At 57.3% G+C, this 23,017-nt stretch carries 24 protein-coding genes and 1 pseudogene; 12 read left to right on the top strand and 13 right to left on the bottom strand.

Annotated features, from left to right (window positions below; all coding sequences use genetic code 11):
• Window positions 1-3: 3 nt before the first annotated feature.
• From uhpC to EAE_RS06925, 3 genes are all read left to right on the top strand, one after another.
• A complete protein-coding gene (gene uhpC / locus EAE_RS06935; protein ID WP_015369066.1) occupies window positions 4-1,332 on the top strand; it encodes an MFS transporter in 1,329 nt (442 codons plus the stop codon).
• Between the two features lie 146 nt (window positions 1,333-1,478).
• Window positions 1,479-2,870, top strand: coding sequence for a hexose-6-phosphate:phosphate antiporter (gene uhpT / locus EAE_RS06930; protein WP_015703879.1), 1,392 nt, complete (start codon window positions 1,479-1,481; stop codon window positions 2,868-2,870).
• A gap of 136 nt (window positions 2,871-3,006) precedes the next feature.
• Window positions 3,007-3,459, top strand: coding sequence for a DUF1198 family protein (locus EAE_RS06925; RefSeq protein WP_015369068.1), 453 nt, complete (start codon window positions 3,007-3,009; stop codon window positions 3,457-3,459).
• A gap of 90 nt (window positions 3,460-3,549) precedes the next feature.
• Here the strand turns inward: EAE_RS06925 and EAE_RS06920 are convergent, their stop codons facing one another.
• Both EAE_RS06920 and EAE_RS06915 read right to left on the bottom strand, forming a co-directional pair.
• A complete protein-coding gene (locus EAE_RS06920; protein ID WP_004173862.1) occupies window positions 3,550-3,873 on the bottom strand; it encodes a helix-turn-helix domain-containing protein in 324 nt (107 codons plus the stop codon).
• Window positions 3,857-4,215 (bottom strand): annotated as a pseudogene (locus EAE_RS06915) (type II toxin-antitoxin system RelE/ParE family toxin). The gene EAE_RS06920 and the pseudogene EAE_RS06915 overlap by 17 nt, the downstream one beginning before the upstream one ends.
• A 211-nt stretch (window positions 4,216-4,426) precedes the next feature.
• On the opposite strand from EAE_RS06915, the gene nepI reads away from it, so the two are divergent.
• Window positions 4,427-5,611, top strand: a complete 1,185-nt coding sequence (gene nepI / locus EAE_RS06910) for a purine ribonucleoside efflux pump NepI (RefSeq protein ID WP_015369069.1) — start codon at window positions 4,427-4,429, stop codon at window positions 5,609-5,611.
• A gap of 5 nt (window positions 5,612-5,616) precedes the next feature.
• Here the strand turns inward: nepI and phnX are convergent, their stop codons facing one another.
• Window positions 5,617-6,426: a phosphonoacetaldehyde hydrolase gene (gene phnX, locus EAE_RS06905; protein WP_015703877.1), complete on the bottom strand. Its 810-nt coding sequence runs from the start codon at window positions 6,424-6,426 to the stop codon at window positions 5,617-5,619.
• A 9-nt stretch (window positions 6,427-6,435) separates the two neighbouring features.
• Window positions 6,436-7,539, bottom strand: coding sequence for a 2-aminoethylphosphonate--pyruvate transaminase (phnW, locus tag EAE_RS06900; RefSeq protein WP_015703876.1), 1,104 nt, complete (start codon window positions 7,537-7,539; stop codon window positions 6,436-6,438).
• A gap of 141 nt (window positions 7,540-7,680) precedes the next feature.
• Here phnW and phnR point away from each other — a divergent pair, with 141 nt between their 5' ends.
• The 5 genes from phnR (at window position 7,681) to phnV (ending at window position 12,370) form a co-directional block, all read left to right on the top strand.
• On the top strand, window positions 7,681-8,400 hold the full coding sequence (gene phnR / locus EAE_RS06895; protein WP_015703875.1) for a phosphonate utilization transcriptional regulator PhnR: 720 nt from the start codon (window positions 7,681-7,683) through the stop codon (window positions 8,398-8,400).
• A 178-nt stretch (window positions 8,401-8,578) separates the two neighbouring features.
• Complete coding sequence (gene phnS, locus EAE_RS06890) at window positions 8,579-9,592, top strand: 2-aminoethylphosphonate ABC transporter substrate-binding protein (protein ID WP_015703874.1); 1,014 nt, start codon at window positions 8,579-8,581, stop codon at window positions 9,590-9,592.
• A gap of 5 nt (window positions 9,593-9,597) precedes the next feature.
• Entirely contained in the window at window positions 9,598-10,710 is a 1,113-nt protein-coding gene (phnT, locus tag EAE_RS06885) for a 2-aminoethylphosphonate ABC transport system ATP-binding subunit PhnT (RefSeq protein WP_015703873.1), read from the top strand.
• Window positions 10,710-11,570, top strand: a complete 861-nt coding sequence (phnU, locus tag EAE_RS06880) for a 2-aminoethylphosphonate ABC transporter permease subunit (protein WP_015703872.1) — start codon at window positions 10,710-10,712, stop codon at window positions 11,568-11,570. The genes phnT and phnU overlap by 1 nt, the downstream gene beginning before the upstream one ends.
• Window positions 11,571-11,572: 2 nt before the next feature.
• Window positions 11,573-12,370, top strand: coding sequence for a 2-aminoethylphosphonate ABC transport system, membrane component PhnV (gene phnV, locus EAE_RS06875; protein ID WP_015703871.1), 798 nt, complete (start codon window positions 11,573-11,575; stop codon window positions 12,368-12,370).
• A 370-nt stretch (window positions 12,371-12,740) separates the two neighbouring features.
• Here the strand turns inward: phnV and EAE_RS06870 are convergent, their stop codons facing one another.
• From EAE_RS06870 to EAE_RS06860, 3 genes are all read right to left on the bottom strand, one after another.
• On the bottom strand, window positions 12,741-14,120 hold the full coding sequence (locus tag EAE_RS06870; protein ID WP_015703870.1) for a carbohydrate porin: 1,380 nt from the start codon (window positions 14,118-14,120) through the stop codon (window positions 12,741-12,743).
• Window positions 14,121-14,396: 276 nt separating this feature from the next.
• Window positions 14,397-15,722: a PTS cellobiose transporter subunit IIC gene (locus tag EAE_RS06865; protein ID WP_015703869.1), complete on the bottom strand. Its 1,326-nt coding sequence runs from the start codon at window positions 15,720-15,722 to the stop codon at window positions 14,397-14,399.
• Window positions 15,723-15,733: 11 nt separating this feature from the next.
• Window positions 15,734-16,048: a PTS sugar transporter subunit IIB gene (locus EAE_RS06860; protein ID WP_015369080.1), complete on the bottom strand. Its 315-nt coding sequence runs from the start codon at window positions 16,046-16,048 to the stop codon at window positions 15,734-15,736.
• 293 nt (window positions 16,049-16,341) lie between these two features.
• On the opposite strand from EAE_RS06860, the gene EAE_RS06855 reads away from it, so the two are divergent.
• The gene (locus EAE_RS06855; RefSeq protein WP_015703868.1) at window positions 16,342-17,292 is read left to right on the top strand and encodes a LacI family DNA-binding transcriptional regulator; all 951 of its coding nucleotides are present in this window, start codon (window positions 16,342-16,344) and stop codon (window positions 17,290-17,292) included.
• A 45-nt stretch (window positions 17,293-17,337) separates the two neighbouring features.
• On the opposite strand, the gene EAE_RS06850 is transcribed toward EAE_RS06855, so the two are convergent.
• The 3 genes from EAE_RS06850 to tnpA all read right to left on the bottom strand — a co-directional run bounded on the left by EAE_RS06850 (window position 17,338) and on the right by tnpA (window position 19,176).
• Window positions 17,338-17,628 (bottom strand): YicS family protein, encoded by a 291-nt coding sequence (locus EAE_RS06850; protein ID WP_015703867.1) that lies wholly within the window; start codon window positions 17,626-17,628, stop codon window positions 17,338-17,340.
• Window positions 17,629-17,729: 101 nt separating this feature from the next.
• Window positions 17,730-18,632: an EamA family transporter gene (locus EAE_RS06845; RefSeq protein ID WP_045375196.1), complete on the bottom strand. Its 903-nt coding sequence runs from the start codon at window positions 18,630-18,632 to the stop codon at window positions 17,730-17,732.
• A gap of 133 nt (window positions 18,633-18,765) precedes the next feature.
• Window positions 18,766-19,176, bottom strand: a complete 411-nt coding sequence (gene tnpA, locus EAE_RS06840; RefSeq protein ID WP_015703865.1) for an IS200/IS605 family transposase — start codon at window positions 19,174-19,176, stop codon at window positions 18,766-18,768.
• A gap of 46 nt (window positions 19,177-19,222) precedes the next feature.
• On the opposite strand from tnpA, the gene EAE_RS06835 reads away from it, so the two are divergent.
• Complete coding sequence (locus tag EAE_RS06835) at window positions 19,223-20,314, top strand: RNA-guided endonuclease InsQ/TnpB family protein (RefSeq protein WP_015703864.1); 1,092 nt, start codon at window positions 19,223-19,225, stop codon at window positions 20,312-20,314.
• A 13-nt stretch (window positions 20,315-20,327) separates the two neighbouring features.
• Here EAE_RS06835 and EAE_RS06830 read toward each other — a convergent pair whose 3' ends face one another.
• Window positions 20,328-21,233 carry an AraC family transcriptional regulator gene (locus tag EAE_RS06830; protein WP_015703863.1) on the bottom strand — a complete coding sequence of 302 codons (906 nt, stop codon included), beginning with the start codon at window positions 21,231-21,233 and terminating at the stop codon, window positions 20,328-20,330.
• A 116-nt stretch (window positions 21,234-21,349) separates the two neighbouring features.
• On the opposite strand from EAE_RS06830, the gene EAE_RS06825 reads away from it, so the two are divergent.
• A complete protein-coding gene (locus EAE_RS06825; RefSeq protein WP_015369089.1) occupies window positions 21,350-21,886 on the top strand; it encodes a carboxymuconolactone decarboxylase family protein in 537 nt (178 codons plus the stop codon).
• 19 nt (window positions 21,887-21,905) lie between these two features.
• Here EAE_RS06825 and EAE_RS06820 read toward each other — a convergent pair whose 3' ends face one another.
• Together EAE_RS06820 and EAE_RS06815 are read right to left on the bottom strand one after the other, a co-directional pair.
• Window positions 21,906-22,376 (bottom strand): nuclear transport factor 2 family protein, encoded by a 471-nt coding sequence (locus EAE_RS06820; protein WP_015369090.1) that lies wholly within the window; start codon window positions 22,374-22,376, stop codon window positions 21,906-21,908.
• Window positions 22,376-23,005 (bottom strand): pyridoxamine 5'-phosphate oxidase family protein, encoded by a 630-nt coding sequence (locus tag EAE_RS06815; protein WP_015703862.1) that lies wholly within the window; start codon window positions 23,003-23,005, stop codon window positions 22,376-22,378. Before EAE_RS06815 ends, EAE_RS06820 begins: the two co-directional genes overlap by 1 nt.
• Window positions 23,006-23,017: the final 12 nt, after the last annotated feature.

The following is a 23,017-nucleotide window of genomic DNA, read 5'->3' as shown; positions in this document are numbered from 1 at the left end:
CCGATGTTTGCCTTTTTAAAAGCGCCGCCGGACGCCGCGCCAATTAGCGATAAACGCGAGCTGGACGAGCGTTATCGTTACTGGCGTCGCCATATTCTGCTTACCATCTGGCTTGGCTATGCGCTGTTTTATTTCACCCGCAAAAGCTTTAATGCCGCGGTGCCTGAAATTCTTGCCAGTAACGTGCTGACCCGCAGCGATATCGGCCTGCTGGCCACGCTGTTTTACATCACTTACGGACTGTCGAAATTTTTCTCCGGTATCGTCAGCGACCGCTCCGACGCCCGCTATTTTATGGGGCTGGGGCTTATCGCTACCGGGGTGGTTAATATCCTGTTCGGTTTTTCTACCTCGCTGTGGGCCTTCGCGCTGCTGTGGGCGCTGAATGCCTTCTTCCAGGGCTGGGGCTCGCCGGTCTGCGCCCGGCTGCTGACGGCCTGGTATTCGCGAACCGAGCGCGGCGGCTGGTGGGCACTGTGGAATACGGCGCATAACGTCGGCGGCGCGCTGATCCCGATGGTGGTGGGCGCGGCGGCGCTGCATTACGGCTGGCGAATGGGGATGACCATTGCCGGTTGCCTGGCGATCCTCGCTGGACTGTATCTGTGCTGGCGGCTGCGCGATCGCCCGCAGGCGGTGGGGTTACCCGCCGTGGGCGACTGGCGTCACGATGCGCTGGAAATCGCCCAGCAGCAGGAAGGCGCTGGGCTGACGCGCAAAGAGATCCTGACCCGCTACGTGCTGGCCAATCCCTATATCTGGCTGCTGTCGCTGTGCTATGTGCTGGTGTACGTGGTGCGGGCGGCGATTAACGACTGGGGCAATCTGTATATGTCGGAGACGCTCGGCGTCGATCTGGTGACCGCTAACTCGGCGGTCACCATGTTTGAGCTGGGCGGTTTTATCGGCGCGCTGGTGGCGGGATGGGGCTCGGATAAGCTGTTTAACGGCAACCGTGGGCCGATGAACCTGATTTTCGCCGCCGGAATTTTGCTGTCGGTTGGCGGGCTGTGGCTGATGCCGTTCGCCAGCTATGTGATGCAGGCGGCCTGCTTCTTCACCACCGGGTTCTTCGTTTTCGGCCCGCAAATGCTCATCGGAATGGCGGCGGCGGAATGTTCGCATAAAGAAGCCGCCGGGGCGGCAACCGGGTTTGTCGGCCTGTTCGCTTATCTTGGCGCCTCGCTTTCCGGCTGGCCGCTGGCGCAGGTGATGGATATCTGGCACTGGACCGGATTCTTTGTGGTGATTGCGATTGCCGCCGGCATTTCCGCGCTGCTGCTGCTGCCGTTTTTAAACGCGCAGGCGCCGCGTACCGCCAGCGAAGCGTGATGTAGCTCACCCTTTCGCCGCGAACGGGGCAAAACTAAGAAATTTTCCCGGTTTTACCTGGAAGCCGTCTCAGGCCAGACGGCGCGCGGGTTTTTACAATGCCTGGTTATTACGCAGGCATAAAAAAATCAGCTCAGGAGATACCCATGCTGGCCTTTCTGAATCAGGTGCGCAAGCCGACCCTGGATCTGCCGCTCGATGTGCGGCGCAAAATGTGGTTCAAACCTTTCATGCAGTCCTATCTGGTGGTTTTCATCGGCTACCTGACCATGTACCTGATCCGCAAAAACTTTAACATCGCGCAGAACGACATGATCTCCACTTACGGGTTGAGCATGACGCAGCTGGGGATGATTGGCCTGGGCTTTTCCATTACCTACGGCGTGGGCAAGACGCTCGTCTCTTATTATGCCGACGGTAAAAACACCAAGCAGTTCCTGCCGTTTATGCTGATCCTCTCCGCCATCTGTATGCTGGGCTTTAGCGCCAGTATGGGGGCGGGTTCAACCAGCCTGTTCCTGATGATCGCCTTCTATGCGTTGAGCGGCTTCTTCCAGAGCACCGGCGGCTCGTGCAGCTATTCCACCATCACCAAGTGGACGCCCAGACGCAAACGCGGCACCTTCCTCGGCTTCTGGAATATCTCCCACAACCTCGGCGGCGCGGGCGCCGCGGGCGTGGCGCTGTTTGGCGCCAACTATCTGTTCGACGGCCACGTGATCGGCATGTTTATCTTCCCGTCGATTATTGCGCTGATCGTTGGCTTTATTGGCCTGCGCTACGGTAGCGACTCTCCGGAATCCTACGGCCTTGGCACGGCGGAAGAGCTGTTTGGCGAAGCGATCAGCGAAGAGGACAAAGAGACCGAAGAAAATGCGATGACCAAGTGGCAGATCTTTGTTGAGTATGTGCTGAAAAACAAAGTGATCTGGCTGCTGTGTTTCTCCAACATCTTCCTCTATGTGGTGCGTATCGGTATCGATCAGTGGTCCACCGTGTATGCCTTCCAGGAGCTGAAGCTGTCTAAAGAGGTGGCGATTCAGGGCTTTACCCTGTTTGAAGTCGGCGCGCTGGTTGGCACGCTACTGTGGGGCTGGTTGTCGGATCTGGCCAACGGCCGCCGCGCGCTGGTGGCCTGCGTCGCGCTGGCGCTTATTATCGCCACCCTCGGGGTTTACCAACATGCCAGCAACCAGTACGTCTATCTGGCCTCGTTGTTTGCGCTGGGCTTCCTGGTGTTTGGTCCGCAGCTGTTGATCGGCGTCGCCGCCGTCGGTTTCGTACCGAAAAAAGCGATCGGCGCCGCCGATGGAATCAAGGGCACCTTCGCCTATCTGATCGGTGATAGCTTCGCCAAGCTGGGTCTTGGGATGATCGCCGACGGCACGCCGATCTTCGGCCTGACCGGCTGGGCCGGCACCTTTGCGGCGCTGGACGCCGCCGCCATCGGCTGTATCTGCCTGATGGCCATCGTGGCTATCTTCGAAGAGCGTAAAATTCGCCGCGAGAAAAAGAATCGAGTTTTGCAGACTGCCTGATTCACCAGGTATTTGGTAACCTTGCCCGACCATTGCGCCGGGCTTTTTTATTTCTTGCGTAATATGCCAGGTCCGACAGTCGACAGCAGGCAAATTCCCATTATGATAGTGAGGCTGCGATTGGATGAGAGGATGCATGATCTGGATAGGACTGGCCACCCTGGTAGTGGTATTTGTTGTGGGATTTCGGGTGCTTACCTCTGATTCACGCCGCGCGATTCGTCGCCTGAGCGAACGCCTTGGCATTACGCCTGTTCCGTTGGAATCGATGATCGATCAGCTGGGAAAAACCGCCGGTAATGAGTATTTGCGTTACCTGGAGCGGCCGAATGAAGCACATTTGCAGAATGCCGCGCAGGTGCTGCTCATCTGGCAGGTAGCGATTGTCGACGCCAGCGAAAAAAACCTGCATTACTGGTATCGCCTGATGCAAAAAGCGCGTTTAGCGGCGCCGATTACCGACGCGCAGCTCCGCCTGGCGCAAGGTTTTCTGCGCGAGCTGGACCCGGATGTGAGCGATTTACATAACCTACAGCAGCGCTATAACGACCTGTTTCTCCCGGAAGACGGCGTGCACTGGCTGCACTGATCTCATTGTTATCCGGCCTGTGGTTCAAAACCATATCTCCCTTACGTTTTTTGTAGGCCGGATAAGCGTAAGCGCCATCCGGCAGAATGACTACAGTAGGATTTTCAGGCCGTGTTTTTGTACGACGCTAAGCAATTTTAATGACATTCCGCTCGGTCGTTTAGCGCCAGTCTCCCATTTTTGCACGGTAGACACGCTGGTATTCAGATAACGAGCGAACACGGGTTGGCTAACATTGAGTTGTTCACGTAGCGCTTTAATTTCAATGGGTTGAAGTGCGGCTACGCTACCGAGACATGATTCATCAAAATGGCGCATTGTTTCCTGCGGGATTGCGCCAACGCTGAATAGCCCCGACGCAGCGCTATGGATCGCTTCGAAAGCCGGGCTTTTGTATTTATTTTTTGCTGTCATCGCAAATCTCCACCAGTTCTTTACTTTTAACTAAGGCCGTCGTTTTCTCTTCAGAGAGATTGGCATAGTGTTTTGCTAACTCACGAAACCCCATTAATTCGCGATGGTTGATATTGGCCATATCCTGTTTGGCATATAGAAAGGTATAAAACCAATACCCTGCGCTTTTGGTAAGGATGATTGCGCGATCGCGATTCTTGTTGAGTCGCTTTTTATAAACCCCCCTCCTAAATCAACCACTTTGCCCTGAAGCGCAGATTGAATTGCCTGATAGAGCTCGTCGTCGGAAATGCCATGAGAGCTAGCCTCTCTGGCGAACCATTTGGTTTTAAAGATACGCATTGCTGACATCCTGTCGTTAAAAGTATAGCACATAGTGCTATATTAAATTCTCCTGAGATTTGTTAAAGCGATAGCAAGCATCGTTTTTTTAAACATGCGAGCAGCTACGCATCCTCTTATGAAAAGCGAGAAGAGTTGCGAAAACGTTAAGTACGTCACATACAAAATGTTACACTGCGCAGCTTTCCGCCACTTTCTTCGCAGGTCACTCATGAGTCATTCAAATGAAACCAAACCCCATGCACGCGATCTCGCGCGGCCAAACTGGTCGGCGGTCTTCGCGGTTGCTTTCTGCGTCGCCTGCCTGATTACCGTCGAGTTTTTGCCGGTCAGCCTGTTAACGCCGATGGCGCTGGATTTAGGCATCTCCGAAGGGATGGCCGGGCAGTCGGTGACGACGACGGCATTCGTCGCGATGTTTTCCAGCCTGTTTATCACCACGGTGATAGGTAAAACCGATCGCCGCTACGTGGTTATCCTGTTTTCGCTGCTGCTGACCCTTTCTTGCCTGCTGGTATCGTTTGCCGATAGCTTCACCCTGCTACTGCTGGGGCGCGCCTGTTTGGGCCTGGCGCTCGGCGGTTTCTGGGCGATGTCGGCATCGCTGACCATGCGTCTGGTGCCGATGCGCGTGGTGCCGAAAGCGCTATCAATTATTTTCGGCGCGGTATCAATCGCGCTGGTGATCGCCGCCCCGTTGGGCAGTTTCCTTGGCGGGCTTATCGGCTGGCGCAACGTCTTTAACGGCGCGGCGGTGATGGGCGTGCTGTGTACGCTCTGGGTGCTGAAAGCGCTGCCGTCGCTGCCGGGTGAATCGGCGGCTCAGCAGCAAAATATGTTTGGTCTGCTGAAGCGTCCGGGGGTGATGGCCGGGATGTGCGCCATTTTCATGGCCTTTGCCGGACAGTTCGCCTTCTTTACCTATATTCGACCGGTATACATGACACTCGCCGGTTTTGACGTCGACGGCCTGACGCTGGTGCTGCTGAGCTTTGGTATCGCCAGCTTTATCGGCACCTCGCTCTCCTCGGTGGTGCTGAAGCGCTCGGTCAAAGCGGCGCTGGCGATTTCGCCGCTGGTGCTGACCGCCTGCGCGGCGGCGCTGGTACTGTGGGGAGAAAGCAAAATCGTCGCCTCGACGGTGGCGATTATCTGGGGCTTCGCGTTTGCGCTGATCCCGGTGGGGTGGTCAACGTGGATCACCCGTTCGCTCTCCGATCAGGCGGAAAAAGCCGGGTCGATTCAGGTGGCGGTGATCCAGCTTGCCAACACCTGCGGCGCCGCGGTCGGCGGCGTTGCGCTCGACCACTTAGGGCTGCTGTCGCCGCTGGTGTTGTCAGGAATATTAATGCTGTTTACCGGCCTGCTGGTGACGACCAAAGTGAAGGTGAATTAACCCGCTTACGGCCGTTCGCCTTTTGCCAGCCGGGCGTTGATGTCGGCAATCACTTCCGGCAGATCCGCCAGGGTATCAACCACATAGTGAGCCCCGGCGGCATACAGTTTGCCTGCCGCCCGCTCGCGACGGGTGGCGATTTCCTCTTTCGACATCGCCTGGTACTCCTCCCAGGTAGCGCCGAATTCGTTACCGGACACCGCCAGCCCGACGCTCCACATCCCGGCATGTAACCCTTCGCTGATGCCCGGTGCGGCATCATCGACCTTCACGCAGTGGGCCACATCGTCTATGCCCAGGGTAATCACGTTCTGCAGCGCCATCCACGGGCCCGGACGACCGCCGACGGCAAGGTCATCGGTGGCGACCCAGTGGTCCGGGGCGTAGCCCTGGGCGGCAGCGGCTGGTACCAGCTTTTCCATCACCGGGCGCGGATAACCCGAGCAGGAGCCGATCTTCAGGCCCTCGGCGCGAAACGCGGCGATAGTGTCGACAACGCCGGCAATCGGTGCGGAAAAATCGACAACCTTAGCGATTTGCAGCGGCATAAACGCGGCGTAGATCGCATCGATATCGGCGGCAGTCATCGCGCGGCCGAATTTGGCCTGCCAGCGGCTATCGACAGCAGGGAGTTTGCCCAGCGCCTCAATGTGCTGCCACTTGCCAAGCCCCATCGGCACGCGGGCCTCTTCAAGGGTGATCTCAATATCGAAGGCCTTGCGGAAGGCCTCGACGAAAATTTGCGTCGGGGCGAAAGAGCCGAAGTCTACGGTGGTGCCTGCCCAGTCAAGGATCAGTGCGCTAATACGGTTCATGGCGGTTCCTTATTGTTTCCAGTACATGGCGTTGTCGATAGCCGCCAGCAGGGCGGTGATATCGGCGTCGTAGACTTCGCCAATGTTGCCGATGCGGAAGCAATCGCTTTGCGATACTTTGCCCGGATAGATAACGAAGCCCTGATCTTTCAGCTTCTGGTAGAAGGTGTGAAAGCGATACTGCGGCGCATCCGGTGAATAAAAGGCGGTAATGATCGGCGAGTGCAGGCTATCGTCGAGCAGTGGCCGGAAGCCGAGCGCGCGCATCCCTGCCACCAGACGGCGTTGATTGTTGCGGTAGCGCTGATAGCGGGCGCTAACGCCGCCCTCCTGCGCCAGCTCTTTCAGCGCCTGGGCAAAGGCCAGCACGGTATGGGTCGGCGAGGTGAAGCGCCACTTACCGTGGTTATCTTCCATGCAGCGCCACTGGGCGTACAGATCCAGTGATAGCGAGCGCGAACGGCCTTTGCAGGCGGCCAGTTCCGATTCGCGGGCAATCACGAAGGCAAAGCCCGGCACGCCCTGAATGCATTTGTTGGCGGAGCTTATCAGGTAATCAATATTCAGCGCGGCGATATCCAACGGAATGCCGCCAAAGCTGCTCATCGCATCGACGATATAGCGTTTATCGTACCGTTTTGCCACTTCGGCTACCTCTTCGATCGGATTCAGCATGCCGGTGGTGGTTTCGCTATGTACCATCGCGATATGGGTGATCGCCGGGTCGTTCTGCAGGATCTGTTCGATCGCGGCCGCATCTGGACGGGAGACTTCGCCGCAGTCGTAAGGGTGGCAGGCGATGCCCATCAGTTGCGCCATCTCAATCATACGCGCGCCATAGGCGCCATTGCTGACGATCAGCACTTTGCCTTGTTCGCCGATGACGCTGCCGAGCACCGCTTCGACCGCGTAGCTGCCGCTACCCTGCAGCAGCACCGCCGTATAACCGTCGGCCGGGGTAGCCAACTGCACCAGCTGCTGGCGAATGGTCTGTACCACGCCGAGATTGTAATCATCATCCCAGGTACAGCTATCGAACAACATCGCCTCTTTTACCGTACGGGAGGTGGTTAGCGGGCCGGGGGTCAGCAGCAAGTAGTTCCGTGAAGTCATTTGTCTCACCATTTGGTCTATACCAGATTTGTATTTATCATGGAGACAAAGCCGGGGCAGGGTCAAAGGAAATGTGGCGCTGCAACAAAAAATTCATCTGGCTATGTATAATGAGCGCACGAAAAGTGGCAGTGAGTAAACATGAAATCACCCTCTGGCGAGATGCCGCAATACCTGATGATTAAGGCGCAGCTGCAGGCGCGTATTCAAAACGGCGCGTTGAAAAGCGGCGATAAGCTGCCTTCAGAGCGCGAACTGTGCGCGCTGTTCAACACGACCCGGATTACGGTACGCGAGAGCCTGGCGCAGCTGGAGGCCAGCGGCGTGATTTACCGCGCCGACCGCCGCGGCTGGTTCGTGACGCCGGAGCGTCTGTGGTTGGATCCGACGCAGAACACCAATTTCCACAAGCTGTGTCTCGAGCAGGGGCGCGAACCGAAAACGGTGCTGCTTGAAGGGCGCTTAACCGCCGTGCCGCTGGACGTGATGGCCCCGCTGGCGCTGCAACCCTTCGATCAGGTCTATTTGCTGACGCGGCTGCGCTATGCCGACGGCCGGCCGGTGTGCTACTGCGAAAACCACTGTCTGCCCGCGCGGGTGCCGGAGCTGCTGCGCCACGATCTCAATGGCAGTCTGACCGAGATTTATCAAAATCAGTACGACCTGATCTATACCAGTATGCATTTGTCGTTCTATCCCACTTCAATGCCGCCGCAGGCCGCAGAGGCGTTGGGGGTGATGGAAGGGCGCCCGGCGCTGCTGTTGCGCCGGCTGAATTACGATCAACACGGGCGTATTCTCGATTACGATATTGAATACTGGCGGCATGACAGCCTGCGGATCGAAGTCGATACCCATTGATTTTATTAGTTAAATTTTTTGATCTCCCCGGTGGCGCTAGCGCTTACCGGGGCTACGCACTTCCCCTCGTTTAACTATTTCGACACACTTCTTTCATCGTTTTGTCATAAACCCTCGGTAGCGTGAAAGCAAATCTGGTCTACACCAGAATAACTGACTATCCGATGAGGCTTAAACGATGAAACTCTCCCGACTTGCTCTGCTGTCCCTGTTCGCGCTGACCAGCTCTCCGGTTTGGGCGGACGGCGTCGTCACGGTTTACTCCGCCGACGGCCTGCATGATGGCGATAACAGCTGGTATCAGAGCCAGTTCGACGCCTTCACCAAAGCGACGGGCATCAAAGTGCAGTATGTGGAAGGCGGCTCCGGCGCGATCGTCGAACGTCTGGCGAAGGAGCGCACCAATCCGCAGGCTGACGTGCTGGTCACGGTGCCGCCGTTTATCCAGCGCGCCGCGAAAGAGCAATTGCTGGCAACCTTTACCCCGCAAGGTAGCGCGCAGATCCCCGGCGCTAACGACCGCTACGCGCCGCTGGTGAATAACTATCTGACCTTCATCTATAACGGCCAGTTGCTGAAAACCGCGCCGGCCAGCTGGCAGGATCTGCTGGATAGCCGCTTTAAGAACAAGTTGCAGTACTCCACGCCGGGGCAGGCGGGCGACGGTACCGCGGTGATGCTGCAGGCGTTCCACAGCCTCGGCGGTAAAGACGCCGGTTTTGCGTATCTGGGTAAGCTGCAGGCCAATAACGTTGGCCCATCGGCCTCGACCGGCAAGCTGACTGCGCTGGTCAATAAAGGCGAGCTGTACGTCGCCAACGGTGATCTGCAGATGAACCTGTCGCAGATGGCGCGTAACCCGAACGTTAAAATTTTCTGGCCGGCGGATGATAAAGGCGAGCATAGCGCGCTGGCGCTGCCCTACACCATCGGGTTGGTACAGAACGGACCGAACAGCGAAAACGGCAAGAAGCTGATCAATTTCCTGCTGGATAAACCGGCGCAATCCAGCGTCAGCGCGCGCTCCTGGGGCCTGCCGGTACGCAGCGATGTGACGCCGGATGACGCTAACTTTAAGGCGGCGAAAGCGGCGCTCGACGGCGTGAAGAGCTGGGAGCCGAACTGGGATGATGTCGCGGTATCGCTGTCGGCTGACATTGCCCGCTGGCATAAAGTGACTGATAGCGAGTAAGCCTGATGTTGATGAAAACCTCCGTCACTTCTTCCCCGTCGCTGGCGGGGACTTCCGGGATCACCCTGGACTCGCTGCGCGTTTCATACCACGGCAACGTGGTCTTAAAACCGCTGTCATTGACCATTGAACCCGGTGAGGTGCTGGCGCTGATAGGCCCTTCCGGTTCAGGGAAAACCACGGTGCTGCGGGCGATTGCCGGTTTTGTGCAACCGGCTGGCGGTCGGATCCTGATCGGCGATACTGACGTCACCCAGTTGCCGCCGTACAAACGCGGGCTGGCGATGGTGGTGCAGAACTACGCGCTGTTCCCACATATGAAGGTGGAAGATAACGTTGCTTTCGGCCTGCGGGCGCAGAAGCAGCCCAGGGGGCTTATCGCCGAGCGGGTGACCGAAGCCTTAAAAATCGTCGGTATGGCGGATTACGCCACCCGCTACCCGCATCAGCTTTCCGGCGGCCAGCAGCAGCGCGTCGCGATAGCCCGCGCGATTGCCGTGCGTCCTCGGGTACTGTTGCTTGATGAACCGCTGTCGGCGCTGGATGCGCAAATTCGTCATAACATGGTGGAAGAGATTGCCCGTCTGCATCGCGAACTGCCGGAACTGACCATTCTCTACGTCACCCACGATCAGACCGAAGCGCTGACCCTGGCGGACAAAATCGGCATCATGAAAGACGGTTCGCTGATCGCCCACGGCGAAACGCACGAGCTCTATCACTATCCACCGAACCGCTTTAGCGCCGAATTCCTCGGCCGCGCCAATATCCTGCAGGCGACGGCGCTGAAAGACAGCACCGAGCCGGGGCTGGTTAGCGTGAGCTGTGGCGGCGGCCTGATTAACGCCTTCAGCCGGGGCGGCCTGCATGGCAACAACAAGCTGTTATGCATTCGCCCGCAGCACATGAGCCTGGCGCCGCGATCGGCAACCAGTAATCGTCTCAATGCTACCCTGACCTCGGTACACTGGCAGGGCGATCTGACGCATCTGCTGTGCGATGTTGCCGGCGAAGCGGTGCGGATTGTGATGACCCACGTGAACCCGCTGCCGCGCGCGGGGGACAAGCTGGCGCTCTACTTCGAACCTGGCGATGCGGTTCTGATCGAGGTGCAATAATGGCGCAAACCCTCACGCTTGCGCGTCCGGCGCGAAACTTACGCCCTTACCTGTGGCTGGCATTGCCGCTGCTGGTGCTGGCGACGCTATTTTTCTATCCGCTACTGTTGATCGCCGAACAGGCATTACGTGACGCCAGCGGCAATCTAAGCCGCGAAACTTTCTGGCAGGTGATTGACTCAAAACGCTTTATTGGCGCGCTGCTCAATACCTTACAGATTGCGGTGTTCGCCACCCTTGGCTGCCTGGTGCTCGGCAGCGTGCTGGCGCTGATTCTGGTCTTTATTCCGTTCCCCGGCAGCCAGCTGGTGAGCCGGGTCATTGATACTTTTATTGCGCTGCCGACCTTCCTGATTACCCTCGCATTCACCTTTATTTACGGCTCGGCGGGGCTGCTCAACGGCACCCTGATGGCGTTGTTTGCTTTTGAACTGCCGCCGGTAGACTTTCTCTATTCAATAAACGGCGTGATTCTGGCGGAGATTACCGTCTTTACGCCGCTGGTGATGCGCCCGCTGATGGCGGGACTGCGGCAGATAGATAAGAGCCAGCTGGAAGCGGCGAGTATTCTCGGCGCCCATCCGCTACGGGTGATTACCCAGGTTATCTTCCCGGCGGCGCTACCGGCGCTGATGGCGGGCGGCAGCCTGTGCCTGCTGTTGACCACTAACGAGTTCGGTATCGTGCTGTTTATTGGCGCCAAAGGGGTTAATACCCTGCCGATGATGGTCTACAGCAAGGCGATTCTGGAGTCGGATTACAGCGTGGCCTGCATGATTGCGCTGATTAATATTCTGCTGTCGCTGGGGCTGTTTATGCTCTATCGGCTGGCTGCGGCGCGCACTGGCGTAAGGAGTTAACGATGTTGATTTGGTCGCGTAAAGGCCGCGCGGCGGCGGGCGCGCTGGCGGTGACGCTTTTTGCCGGCGTTTTCCTGCTGCCGCTGGCGGTGATTTTACTCTCCAGCCTGAGTAAACAATGGAACGGCCTGCTGCCCACCGGCTTTACCTTTACCCACTTTGTTAACGCCTTTCGCGGCGCGGCGTGGGATTCGCTGTTTTCGAGCCTGATGGCGGGCTTCTGCGCCAGCCTGCTGGCGCTGCTGTGCGGGATGTGGGCGGCGCTGGCGCTGCGCCAGTATGGCGCGAAGTTACAGAAATATCTTGGCCTGGCGTTTTATCTGCCCAGCGCTATCCCCTCGGTTTCCGTCGGACTGGGCATTCTGGTGGCGTTCAGCCAAGGGCCGCTGCAGATGAATGGTACTTTTTGGATCGTCCTGGCGGCGCACTTTGTACTGATTTCCGCCTTTACCTTCAGCAACGTAACGACCGGGCTGGCGCGGATTTCCGCCGATATTGAAAACGTCGCCTCCAGTCTTGGCGCCTCGCCGTGGTATCGCCTGCGTCATGTGACGCTGCCGCTGATGACGCCGTGGATGATTTCAGCGCTGGCGCTGAGCTTATCGCTGTCGATGGGGGAACTGGGCGCGACGGTGATGATCTATCCGCCGGGCTGGACGACGCTGCCGGTGACTATTTTCAGCCTCACCGATCGCGGCAATATCGCCGATGGCTCGGCGCTGACCATTGTGCTGGTGGGCGTCACGCTGCTGTTGATGATGAAGCTTGAGCGCATCGCCCACCGATTAAGCCAGAGATAAAGAATTGATGACGCCACCTGGGCACGGGTCTGACTGCCCGGCGGCGCTACGCTTGCGCGGGCCTACGGGGAGGAGGTTTTCCGTAGATATTCTTCTGCGTTATGACTCTCATGGCACAGGGAGCGCACAGAGGGCGGCCAGTCGCCGCCAGGGGTTTTCCCGGAGGCGGCGCGTTGCGCCTTCTCCGGGCTACCAAATCGCACAGCGCTGTAGCCCCGGTAAGCGGCAGCGCCACCGGGGATTTTGAGGCCGCCAACACCGGCAGTTTCAGCCAGCATAGTGAATAAATTAAAGGTAGGTCGCACGGACCGTAGGCCGGATAAGGCATTTATGCCGCCATCCGGCATAAATGCGGGCACAGGTTATTACCTCAGAACCACGCCTCAAACATACCGCCGATGTTCAGCGAATCCAGCCGCTCGTCGCTGGTACCGTCTACTTTCGCGGTGTGTTCGTTATCCACCTGGCCGCCGGTCACATAGAAGCGCAGCATCGGGCGGAACTCCGGCCCCATACCGATGGCGATGTTCTGCGACAGCGTCAGCTTCCAGCCGTGGTTATCCCCGCCCTGGTCGTAGTCAACGCGCTGGTAGCCCGCTTCCAGCCAGGTCGAGTGCACATCGTTCCAGAAGTACATTGGCCGGACGATCGCGCCGTAGTTTTTACGGTTGTCGGTATTATCCTTGCCGTTGTCGTAGTCGTGGAAGGCCAGCAGATACTCGATCTGCGCCTGCTGGGTGAACTTATGGCTGCCCTCGAAGCTGGCGTAGACCGTGGTCAGGTCGTCGGTTTTGTTATAGACGCTGTTATCCGAGTTGTCGGAGTAGCGCAGGATCACCTTATTCACCCCGCTGTCGTTGGTGTGGCTCAGCACCAGCCCGCCCTGCCAGGCATCGAGGCGCGCGTCGCTGTCCACCGCTTTTGAGTCAAAGCCATAGTTGGCGTACACCTCGACGTCGATCGGCCCGGCCTTGATGTTGTGGGTTTTGGTGGTCAGCGCGTAGTGGCCGTTGTCGCCGGTATCGGAGCTGCCGGTACAGGTGATGCGCGACGGGTTGGTCTCATCGGCCATCACTTCCGGGCTACAGGATTTCACCTGCGACACCGTCGCCACGTCGAACTGCACGCCGCCGATATCGAAGTTCTTCACCCCCGCGCCCTGACCGTCGTGGTTCATCCAGAAGTAGTCGTTGATCCCCTGTTGCGGGCGCTGGTGGAAATCGCGGCCGGCCCAGATATAGGCGTTGGGGTTGGATTCGAGAACATTGGTGACGCCGACGTAGGCTTTTTTCAGGTTAACCTCGTCGCTCCAGTGGTCAAACATGACGTTGAGATCCCAGATGGCCCCCTGCGCGCTTTTGAACGCTTTGCTGATCTGGAATTCGCCGCCGTTGCTTTCGTTACCGAGACGGCCAATCGCCGAGGCGCCGTTATAGGAGCCGTCGACGCCGACATATTTCTGGTCGCCGGTCTGGAAATGGGCGCCATAGCGGGCGTAGCCGCTAAATTTCAGGCCGAAAGGGATCGCCAGATCCGGCGAAGCGGCGGTGGTTTGCGGGTTGGTCATCACGTCGACCTTTTTATCGGCCGCAGCGTCGATTTTAGCCTGGCGGTCGGCCAGCGCTTTATCGACGGCTTTCGCGACGATGGCGTCGATCTGTTCCTGAGTAAAATCCTGCGCCAGTACGGAAATTGGGCACAGCGCGGCGATAACCGCCATGGCCAATGGCAGCTTTTTAACTGTATTCATGGTTATCTCACTTTAATAATTAATATATGCAGACAATAACCGCCCCATTCTGGTTAAAATAAAAATAACCAAAATAAGCTGATTTGTTTTTTCAGGGTACAGCTACGCCGGAGAATAAATATCTTACTCTCAGTGGCGAAATTTAACGGCTAGTACAAATGCAGATGTATTAATTTTTTCTCAAAATATATTTCCTGAGGTTATTGCGTTTATAATCAGATTATTTGGCGAAAATCCCTTTTCCGCATAAATACATATTTTCAGGTAATACAGGAATTACTGGCTAACGGCCCCGGCGACCGGTGCAACGCTTTTCGCCTTTTCGACTTCATTCTTTATTAATGAACGCTCATAGGCGCGCAGGAATGGCAGATAAATCACTGCCGACATCACCATGCAGATAACGCACATCACCACCGGGCTTAAAGTCCAGTTAGCCGCCCACGAGGCGCCAATCGGCGCGGGCGTCGTCCACGGCGTCAGCGACACCACCTGGCTCAGCCAGCCAAGGCGGGTTGCGCCGTAAGCCAGCACCGCGTTGACCATCGGCACGCAGACGAAGGGGATAAACATCATTGGGTTCATGATGATCGGCGCGCCGAACAGAATCGGTTCATTGATATTAAAGAAGCTCGGCACGATGCCCATTTTGCCGATAGTCCGCAGATGCGTGACCCGGCTACGCAGCAGCAGGAAGGCCAGCGGCAGGGTCGAACCGACGCCGCCAATCAGCAAATAGTGATCCCAGAAGCCCTGCAGGTAAACGTGCGGCAGCGCCGCGCCGGCCGCCAGCGCCGCCTGGTTTGCCGACAGGTTGGCCATCCAGAACGGGTTCATAATCCCGGTAACGATAAGCGAGCCGTGAATACCGGCGAACCAGAAAATCTGGCACATCAGCACCGACAGCAGAATCGCCGGCAGCGAATCGGAGGCGGAGACCAGCGGTTCCAGCAGATGCATAATCGCCTGCGGCAGGATCATGCCGGTTTGCGCCTCAATGAACAGGTTGAGCGGATGCAGAGTACCGATGACCACCAGTACCGGAATGAGGATCTCAAACGAACGGGCGACGCCGGTCGGCACCTCTTTCGGCAGGCGAATGGTCACGTTGTTTTGCTTCAGCCAGGCGTAAACGCGGGTGGAGTAGATGGCGGTGATCAGCGCGGTGAAAATGCCCTGGCCGGATAAATATTGAGTAGAAATTTTGCCATCGGCATAGGGCGCGGCGACCAGCAGGAAGGCCATAAACGCCAGCAGGCCGGACATGACCGGATCGAGCTGGAACTGGCGTCCGAGGCTGGCGCCGATGCCGACCGAGATAAAGAAGGTCATAACGCCCATGCTGAGGTTAAACGGCAGCATCAGCTGTTCACGGTACTGCTGGGAAAAATCCAGCCAGCCGCGGGCAAAGCCGTTAGTGGTCTCCGGCGAGAAAGGCGGAAAGATAAATACCAGCATGAAAGAGCCGATGATCATGAACGGCAATGCGGCGGTAAAGCCATCGCGGATGGCGATAACATATTTCTGTTGCCCAAGGCGTCCTGCCAGCGGAGTAATAGATTGCTCGATCACGGCAATCATCGACTGATACAGAGAACTCATTTGAACACCTCTTAGTGCGCCGCGGCGATCAGCGACAGGGCATAATTCAGAACGTTATCTCCCCGCTGCATTCCGTAATCCATCGTATCGATAGGCTGGACGGGAATATTCAGGGGAGCGGCTTTCTCGCTAAGCATTTTCAGCATGTATTTGACCTGGGGGCCAAGCAGCACCACCTGGTATTGTGGAAACTGCATATCAAATTCGGCAACGCCATAGGCGTCAATCTGCACCGGCAGGTCGCGTTCCTTTGCGGCATCCACCATTTTCCTCACCAGCAGGCTGGTGGACATCCCGGCGGAGCAACACAGCATAATCTTGTACATCGACGGCTTTCCTCATATGTAAAAAGTTATTGCGAGGATGATTTGATATCAGACGGAAACCGGTTTCCATTTATAAAAAACAGAACTGTGAGCGCGGTCAATAACTCACCGTTAGCGGGCTTACTAATTAGATTTCGCTCACAAAATAATGTCGATTTGGCGTGGTTTTTTGCCGAAATGGAAAATCGGTTTCCAAATAAAAAAGGAAACGGCTATACTGCCGCTGGTTATAATTGAAGCGATTCAGGACACAGCGTTACAGGGGCTAAGCCGCACCTGCCAGGGGAAAAAAGATGTCGACAATCAATGATGTATCACGGTTAGCCGGGGTATCGAAAGCCACGGTTTCGCGCGTGCTGAGCGGTTCGCGCGGGGTAAAAGAGGCCAGCCGCCAGGCGGTGCTTCAGGCGGCGGAAACGCTGAACTACCGGCCCAATATGATTGCCCAATCCTTACTGAGCCAGTCGACGGGCTGTATCGGCGTGATTTGCGCGCAGGACAACATCAATCAGACCACCAGCTATCTCTACGCCCTGGAAAAACAGCTCAGCCAGCATCAGAAGCATCTACTGCTGCGCTTCGCCAATAACCGCGGCGACGTATTAAGCGCGCTGGATGAACTCACCTGTGGCCTGTGCGATGACGTGCTGATCATCGGCGCGCGCTTTCCGCTGCAGATCGAGCGCCCCGATGTGGTGCTGATTGATTGTCTGGAAAGCGATGGCGAGAACAGTATTCAGTTTGATCACGCCTTCGCCGCGGAAACCGCCTGTCATTATCTGATTAATCAGGGGCGGCGGCAGATTGCGCTGATCCATCCGCAGGGGAGCGGCTTTGCCGATCAGGTGCTGCTGGGCTATAAGCATGCGCTGGAGAAGAACTTCCTGCCGTTTAATCGCAACCTGGTCTTCCTGGACTGCGCCTCGTCGTCGGTGGCGGTACAGGAGTTGATGAATAACGCCACTACCCTGAACTTTAATGCGCTGTTGGTGAGCGATGAACTGCAGGCGCAGCGGGTAGTGCCGCAGCTGCAGGCGTTTAACCGCGCGGTGCCGGAAAAAGTAATGGTCTTCAGTCTCGCGGGTTCGCTGCAGATGCCGGGTATTCCGACCATCCCAGCGATTGAGTATTCGATGGATGCGATGGCTTCGCGGATCGTCAACTGGCTGATCCGCAAAAGCCCGCAGCCCGGCGGCAGCCTGCTGCGCGGCGACTTAATTATTCCCGAGCGTTGGGGGAAATAAAAAAACCGTCGCGGCAGGCAACGGTTTTCCTGATAATTCAGCCCGTTATTTACCCGGGCAGCGAATTTTATCAATGGCGGCCAGATAGCCTTTTTGATTATTGCGCTCTTTCGCCAGCGTCGCTTCGCGAACGTAACTCTGGTTGTCTTTCGAGGCGAGGATTTTATTGGCGAAATCGGTATCGCTGAGGGTGCTCGCCGGGGCGCATTTTTCCTTCACCGCTTTCAACACCTGCTGTTTTTGCTGCTCAAACTGCAGGCTTTGCAGCGGCGATTCGGCCCACGCCGCGCTGGCGCTAAGGGCAGTAACCAGACACAACATCCAACACGCTTTCATGGCGCTTCTCCTTCACTTTTCGCTTCAGTCAACTATATGCGCAGCAGGTGAATTGCGCAAATGTTAGACACTTTTTGTTGTTTAAAATCAGATGATTGCTATTACGCCGCGCGTACCCGCCGCCGGGAATCCACCGCGATGAGAATGACCGAAGAGAGAATCAACAGCGTCCCCAGCCAGTCCGGCAGGGTAAAGGTAATGCCCAACAGCAATAGAGAGAGCAGGGCGCTGCTCAGCGGCTCTGCGCAGCTGAGAATCCCGGCCTTTGCGCCGCCAATCTGCTGGGCGCCGTTGAGATACAGGCTGAAGGTCAGCGAGGTACCGATCACCACGAGATAGAAAAACGCCAGCAGCAGACGGCCGTTCACTACAAAGTTCGCGCTCTGGCTGCCATAAAACGGCAACAGCATCGCCCCGCCAATCAGCATGCTCCAGCCGACGATCGGCAGCGTGCCGTAGCGGGCGATAAGCGTTGAGGGATAGGTGGTATAAAACGCCGCCGCGAAGGCTGAGGCGATCCCCCAGAACAGCGCCGCCGGCGAGATGGAGAGCGAGGTCGGGTTGCCGTGGGTGACCAGCAGGAAGGTGCCGGCAAGCGAGGTGCCAATCGCCAGTAGCACAAAGGGACTGGGCCGCGCCTTACGCGCCAGCGCGAACCAGGCGACGATAATCGTCGGCGACAAAAACTGTAGCACCGTGGCGGTGGCGGCGTTCGACTTCTCGATAGTCATCAGGAAGGTGTACTGCACGGTTAACGCGCCGACCAGCGAGAAAAACAGCAGGCTGAGGGCATCTTTGCGGTTTTGCATAACGCGGAAAATTTTGTCGCCGTGAACGAAGGCGAGCATCAGCAAAATCAGCCCGGCGAACAGCAGGCGGATCATGGTCAGATAGGGCGATGACATCTGACTTTGCTGCATAATGTACTGCGCGCAGACCCCGGAACTGCCCCACAGGACGGCGGCGATCAATACGTTCAACATCCCTCTTTTGCTGGAACCCATTTTTCCCTCGCGTGAAATAGCGCAAAGCAGGAATCATAGCATGGCGGCGACGCGGCGCGTGTTTTACCAGGGGTTTCGCGGAAAGCCCCTTCCTTTGAGGTCGGGGATGTAGAGCGAAGCGCCCGCCAGGGCGCTAATGAGGCCGGTTCTGATCCTCAATGTATTTCTTAATCACTTCAAGGGGCGCACCGCCCACGCTGCCAGCGAAATAAGACGGCGACCATAGAGCGTCTGACTTCCAGGCGGGTTTATGCAGGTCTGGATGATGCAACTTCATCTTGCGGCTGCTAACCCCTTTTAGGCTGTTAACTAGCTTGCTGATTGACACCTTCGGCGGGAAGTTAAGTAGCATGTGAACGTGATCCGACTCACCGTTAAACTCCACCAGTTCGCATTCAAACAGCTCGCAAACGTTGCGACAAATCCCCTCAAGCGTTTCCAGGTGCGCTTCATTAAAGACACGCCCGCGATACTTCGTTATGAAGATTAAATGACAGTGCAGCATGAAAACGCAATGTCGCCCCGTTCGATATGTTAAGTCCATAGACCAACCTTGCAAAAGTGATTTTATGCGAGTAGCGTAGCTCGTTATGAGCATTCAGACCAAAACTTTATCAGTCAGAGTTAAAGACCGCCACGCCGCCGTTTTGCGGCAGATGGCCTTTGAGGTCAATCAGGTCTTTAATCTGGCAAACGAGATAACCAGCGAGGCATACAGCAACGCTGGCGTTTTTGGTGCGCAGGTTCCAAAGTGGTTAACCGCGTTTGATGTTCAGAAGATGACAACCGGCATACAGCGTGAGCGCGGCTATTCCATCGGCAGCGCTACAGTGCAGGAAGTGATCGCTCACCACGGCAAGGCGCGGAAACAGTTCAAGCGTTCCCGCCTGCGCTGGCGCGTCAGTGGCGGCGCTCGCCGTTCGCTGGGCTGGGTGCCGTTCAAATCAAAGCAGGCGCAGTGGCAAAACGGCTGCGTTAAGTTCGCCGGGCACTACTTTAAAGTTTGGGATAGCTACGGTCTTGCGGGCTACAAATTCCGCGCAGGCAGTTTTTCCGAAGATAGCCGGGGGCGATGGTACTTCAATATCTGCGTAGAGGTTGCGACCGTCCATACCACGGGCGCGACCGCTGTCGGCATAGACCTCGGGTTAAAGGATACCGCCACGGTATCCGATGGCAGCAAACTGATCGCCGGTCGTTTTTATCGCGACCTGCAACCAGCATTAGGCAAGGCGCAACAGGCAGGCAAAAAAGCCCGTGTACGCGCCATCTACGCCAAAATTAAGAATCGCCGCAAAGATGCCCTGCACAAGTTCAGCACGGCGCTGGTAAACAGCCATGCGGCGATATTCGTAGGCGATGTGAGCAGCAGCAAGTTAGCCAAAACCAAAATGGCTAAAAGCGTCCTGGACGCTGGCTGGGCGATGCTCAAAACACAACTGGAATATAAAGCGATTGCGCGCTCAGTGGTGTTCGAAGTGGTCAACGAAAGGTATTCCACCCAGGCTTGTTCGTGTTGCGGGGCTATCTCCAACAACAGTCCGAAAGGTAGAGCAGGTTTGCGAATAAGAGAATGGACTTGTTGTGAGTGCGGAACCGCTCATGATCGCGACGTTAACGCCGCAAAGAACATTCTCGCGGCAGGACATTGCCGTCTAGCTGTAGGAATCCCCGTCCTTTAGGGCGGAGAGGATGTCAATGCCGACGCCACTCGCCCGGCGTCATGCCGTAGTGTTTTTTAAAGGTTTTCGCAAACGAAGCCTGTGATTGAAAACCGCAGCGTTCGGCAATCACTTCCAGCCGCGCCTGGCGATCGAGATGCAGCAGGCGAGCGGCCATCGCCATCCGCAGTTGCGACAGCCACGCCTGCGGCGTCAGATGATAGACGCGGGCAAAATGGCGGGCGAAGGTGGCGCGCGATAAAAACGCCCGCGCCGCCATGCTCTCGATAGTCCAAGGCTGTTCCGGCGCGGCCAGCACCGCGAGAACGGCCGGCATCAGCCGCGCATCGCTCATCAGGCGCAACAGGCCGCCCGGCGGCTCCTGCGCGCCGAGCAGGGTACGTAACAGCAGTACCAGCAGCGTATCGCCAAGACTGCGTACGATAGCGCTGCCGCCGGGATGTTCCGCCAGGCTTTCGCGTACCAGCACGTTAAGCAAAATATCCAGTTCCGGGCAATCTTCGCGCTCATCGGTATGTAAATGGATCAGCGCCGACTCTTCGGCGAACAGCCAGTTGACGTGCGGGCCGAAGTAAAACTCGCCGCACAGCATCTCCAGCGCATCGCTCTCTTCGGCGGTGCGGACTTCCGTCAGCGTGCCGTTAAAGCGGTGGGCGACGGGCAGTACCTGACCCCACTCCACCAGGCTCTCCATCAGATGCGGCGAACCGTGCGGCAGCAGGATCACGTCGCCGGCGCGCATGTGGCGGGTTTGATGACCGACGGTTAGGCGCCCTTCGCCGCGCAACACAAAGTGCCACGGCACCACGCCCGCTCGCATTTGATCGTGTCCGGCCTGCCAGCGGCCGCCGAAACGGCAATGCAGATTCACTTCGCAACGCGGGGCCAGCAGCGTCAACAGATGGCTCAAACTATCCATGCGACTCCTGAGACGATAAGACAAAAAAATGAGACGAAGAGCGCCAGTCTAGCACGTCGCCGACCACTAAGATGTCTCCATTGCCACAACATACCCTCAAATAACAGGAGTACACCATGAGCCGTTTAGCCGATATCCGTGAACAAGATGCCACCGGTAAAGCCGCCGATATTTTCGCCGGAATTAAAAAAGCGATGGGTAAAGTGCCGAATGCCTATCTGACCATCGGCGGCCACTCGCCGGCGGCGCTGCAGCAGGCGCTGGCGCACAACGCGATGCTGCATAAAAGCAGCCTCAGCGCGCAGGAGCTGGAGGCGATTAATTTATCGGTCAGCGAAGCGACCGGCTGTGATTACTGCCTGGCCGCCCATACCCTGATGGCCAAAAAAGCGGGCTTCAGCGGCGAGCAAATCCACGCCCTGCGCCGCGGCGAGTATACGGAAGATGCGCGCCTGGACGCGCTGGTGAAATTCGCCCAAACCCTGGTGACCACCACCGGTACGCTGCCGGAAGCGGACGTCGCCGCGCTGCGTCACGCCGGTTTTAGCGACCAGCAGGTGATTGAGATCATCAGCGCCGTCAGCGCCATCTTGTTCACCAACATGGTGAACCGGGTTAACGACACGGTAGTGGACTTCCCGAAAGCCGATTAACCCGTCGTCGCGCGCCTGTTTACAGTCCCAATTCGCTTAGCCCCGGATGATCGTCAGGGCGGCGACCCTGGGGCCAGTGGAACAGGCGCTCGCTTTCCGCGATCGGCAAATCGTTGATGCAGGCGTAGCGCGTGGACATTAGCCCGTGCTCATCAAACTGCCAGTTTTCATTGCCGTATGAACGAAACCAGTTGCCGCTGTCGTCGCACCACTCGTAGGCAAAGCGTACGGCGATGCGATTATCCTGCCACGCCCAAAGCTCCTTAATCAGCCGGTATTGTAGCTCTTTACGCCATTTTCGCTGCAGAAACGCCACGATTTGCCCCCGTCCGTGGACAAATTCGCTGCGGTTGCGCCATTCGCTATCCACGGTATAAGCCAGCGCGACTTTTTGCGCATCGCGGCTGTTCCAGCCATCTTCGGCGGCGCGCACCTTCTGCACGGCGCTGTCGCGGGTAAACGGCGGTAACGGGGGACGTTGTTCGCTCATCAAAACTCTCCTTTTGGGGATAATTGTTGCTGCAGGCGCTGATTCTCCTGCTCCAGTTCATGAATACGCTCTTGCAGGCTCTGGCTGTATTCCGCGACCTGCTGTGCGCTGTAGCGCGGCGTAATGTGCTGCGGGCAGTTCCAGTCAAAAGCCTGCAGATGAAAACGAAACAGGCGTTCGATGCGGGCGCGATAGTTTGTCGGCGTCACTAATGCCAGCAGCTCAGGCTGCTCTTCCGCCGCCAGCACCTCGACGGTGACGTAGATTTTCAGCCTGGCACGGCGCGGGTAATCCATCAAAAAGAGGCAGGCCCGGTCGCTGCCGCGCAGGTTGCCGGTGGTGATGTACTGGCGATTACCGCCGAAATCGGCCATGGCCAGCGTGGTGTCATCCAGCAGGCGCAGAAAACCCGGCGGGCCGCCGCGATGCTGAATGTAGGGCCAGCCGCTTTGCGACACCGTCGCCAGATAAAAACTGTCGCGGGTAGCGATCATCCCCTCTTCGCTGGCGCCGAAGCGATCCGCCTGACGGCGGCTGTGCGGCGTTTGCCACAGCTGGTCGCTGCCCATTTCATGTTGCACATCCATGACATCCGGGGTGATAGCGATATCGAGAAAGGTTGCTGCCATAACGCCTCCTGA

The sequence above is a fragment of the Klebsiella aerogenes KCTC 2190 genome, assembly GCF_000215745.1.
GTDB lineage: Bacteria > Pseudomonadota > Gammaproteobacteria > Enterobacterales > Enterobacteriaceae > Klebsiella > Klebsiella aerogenes.
This window is presented reverse-complemented; position numbering and strand designations above follow the sequence as displayed.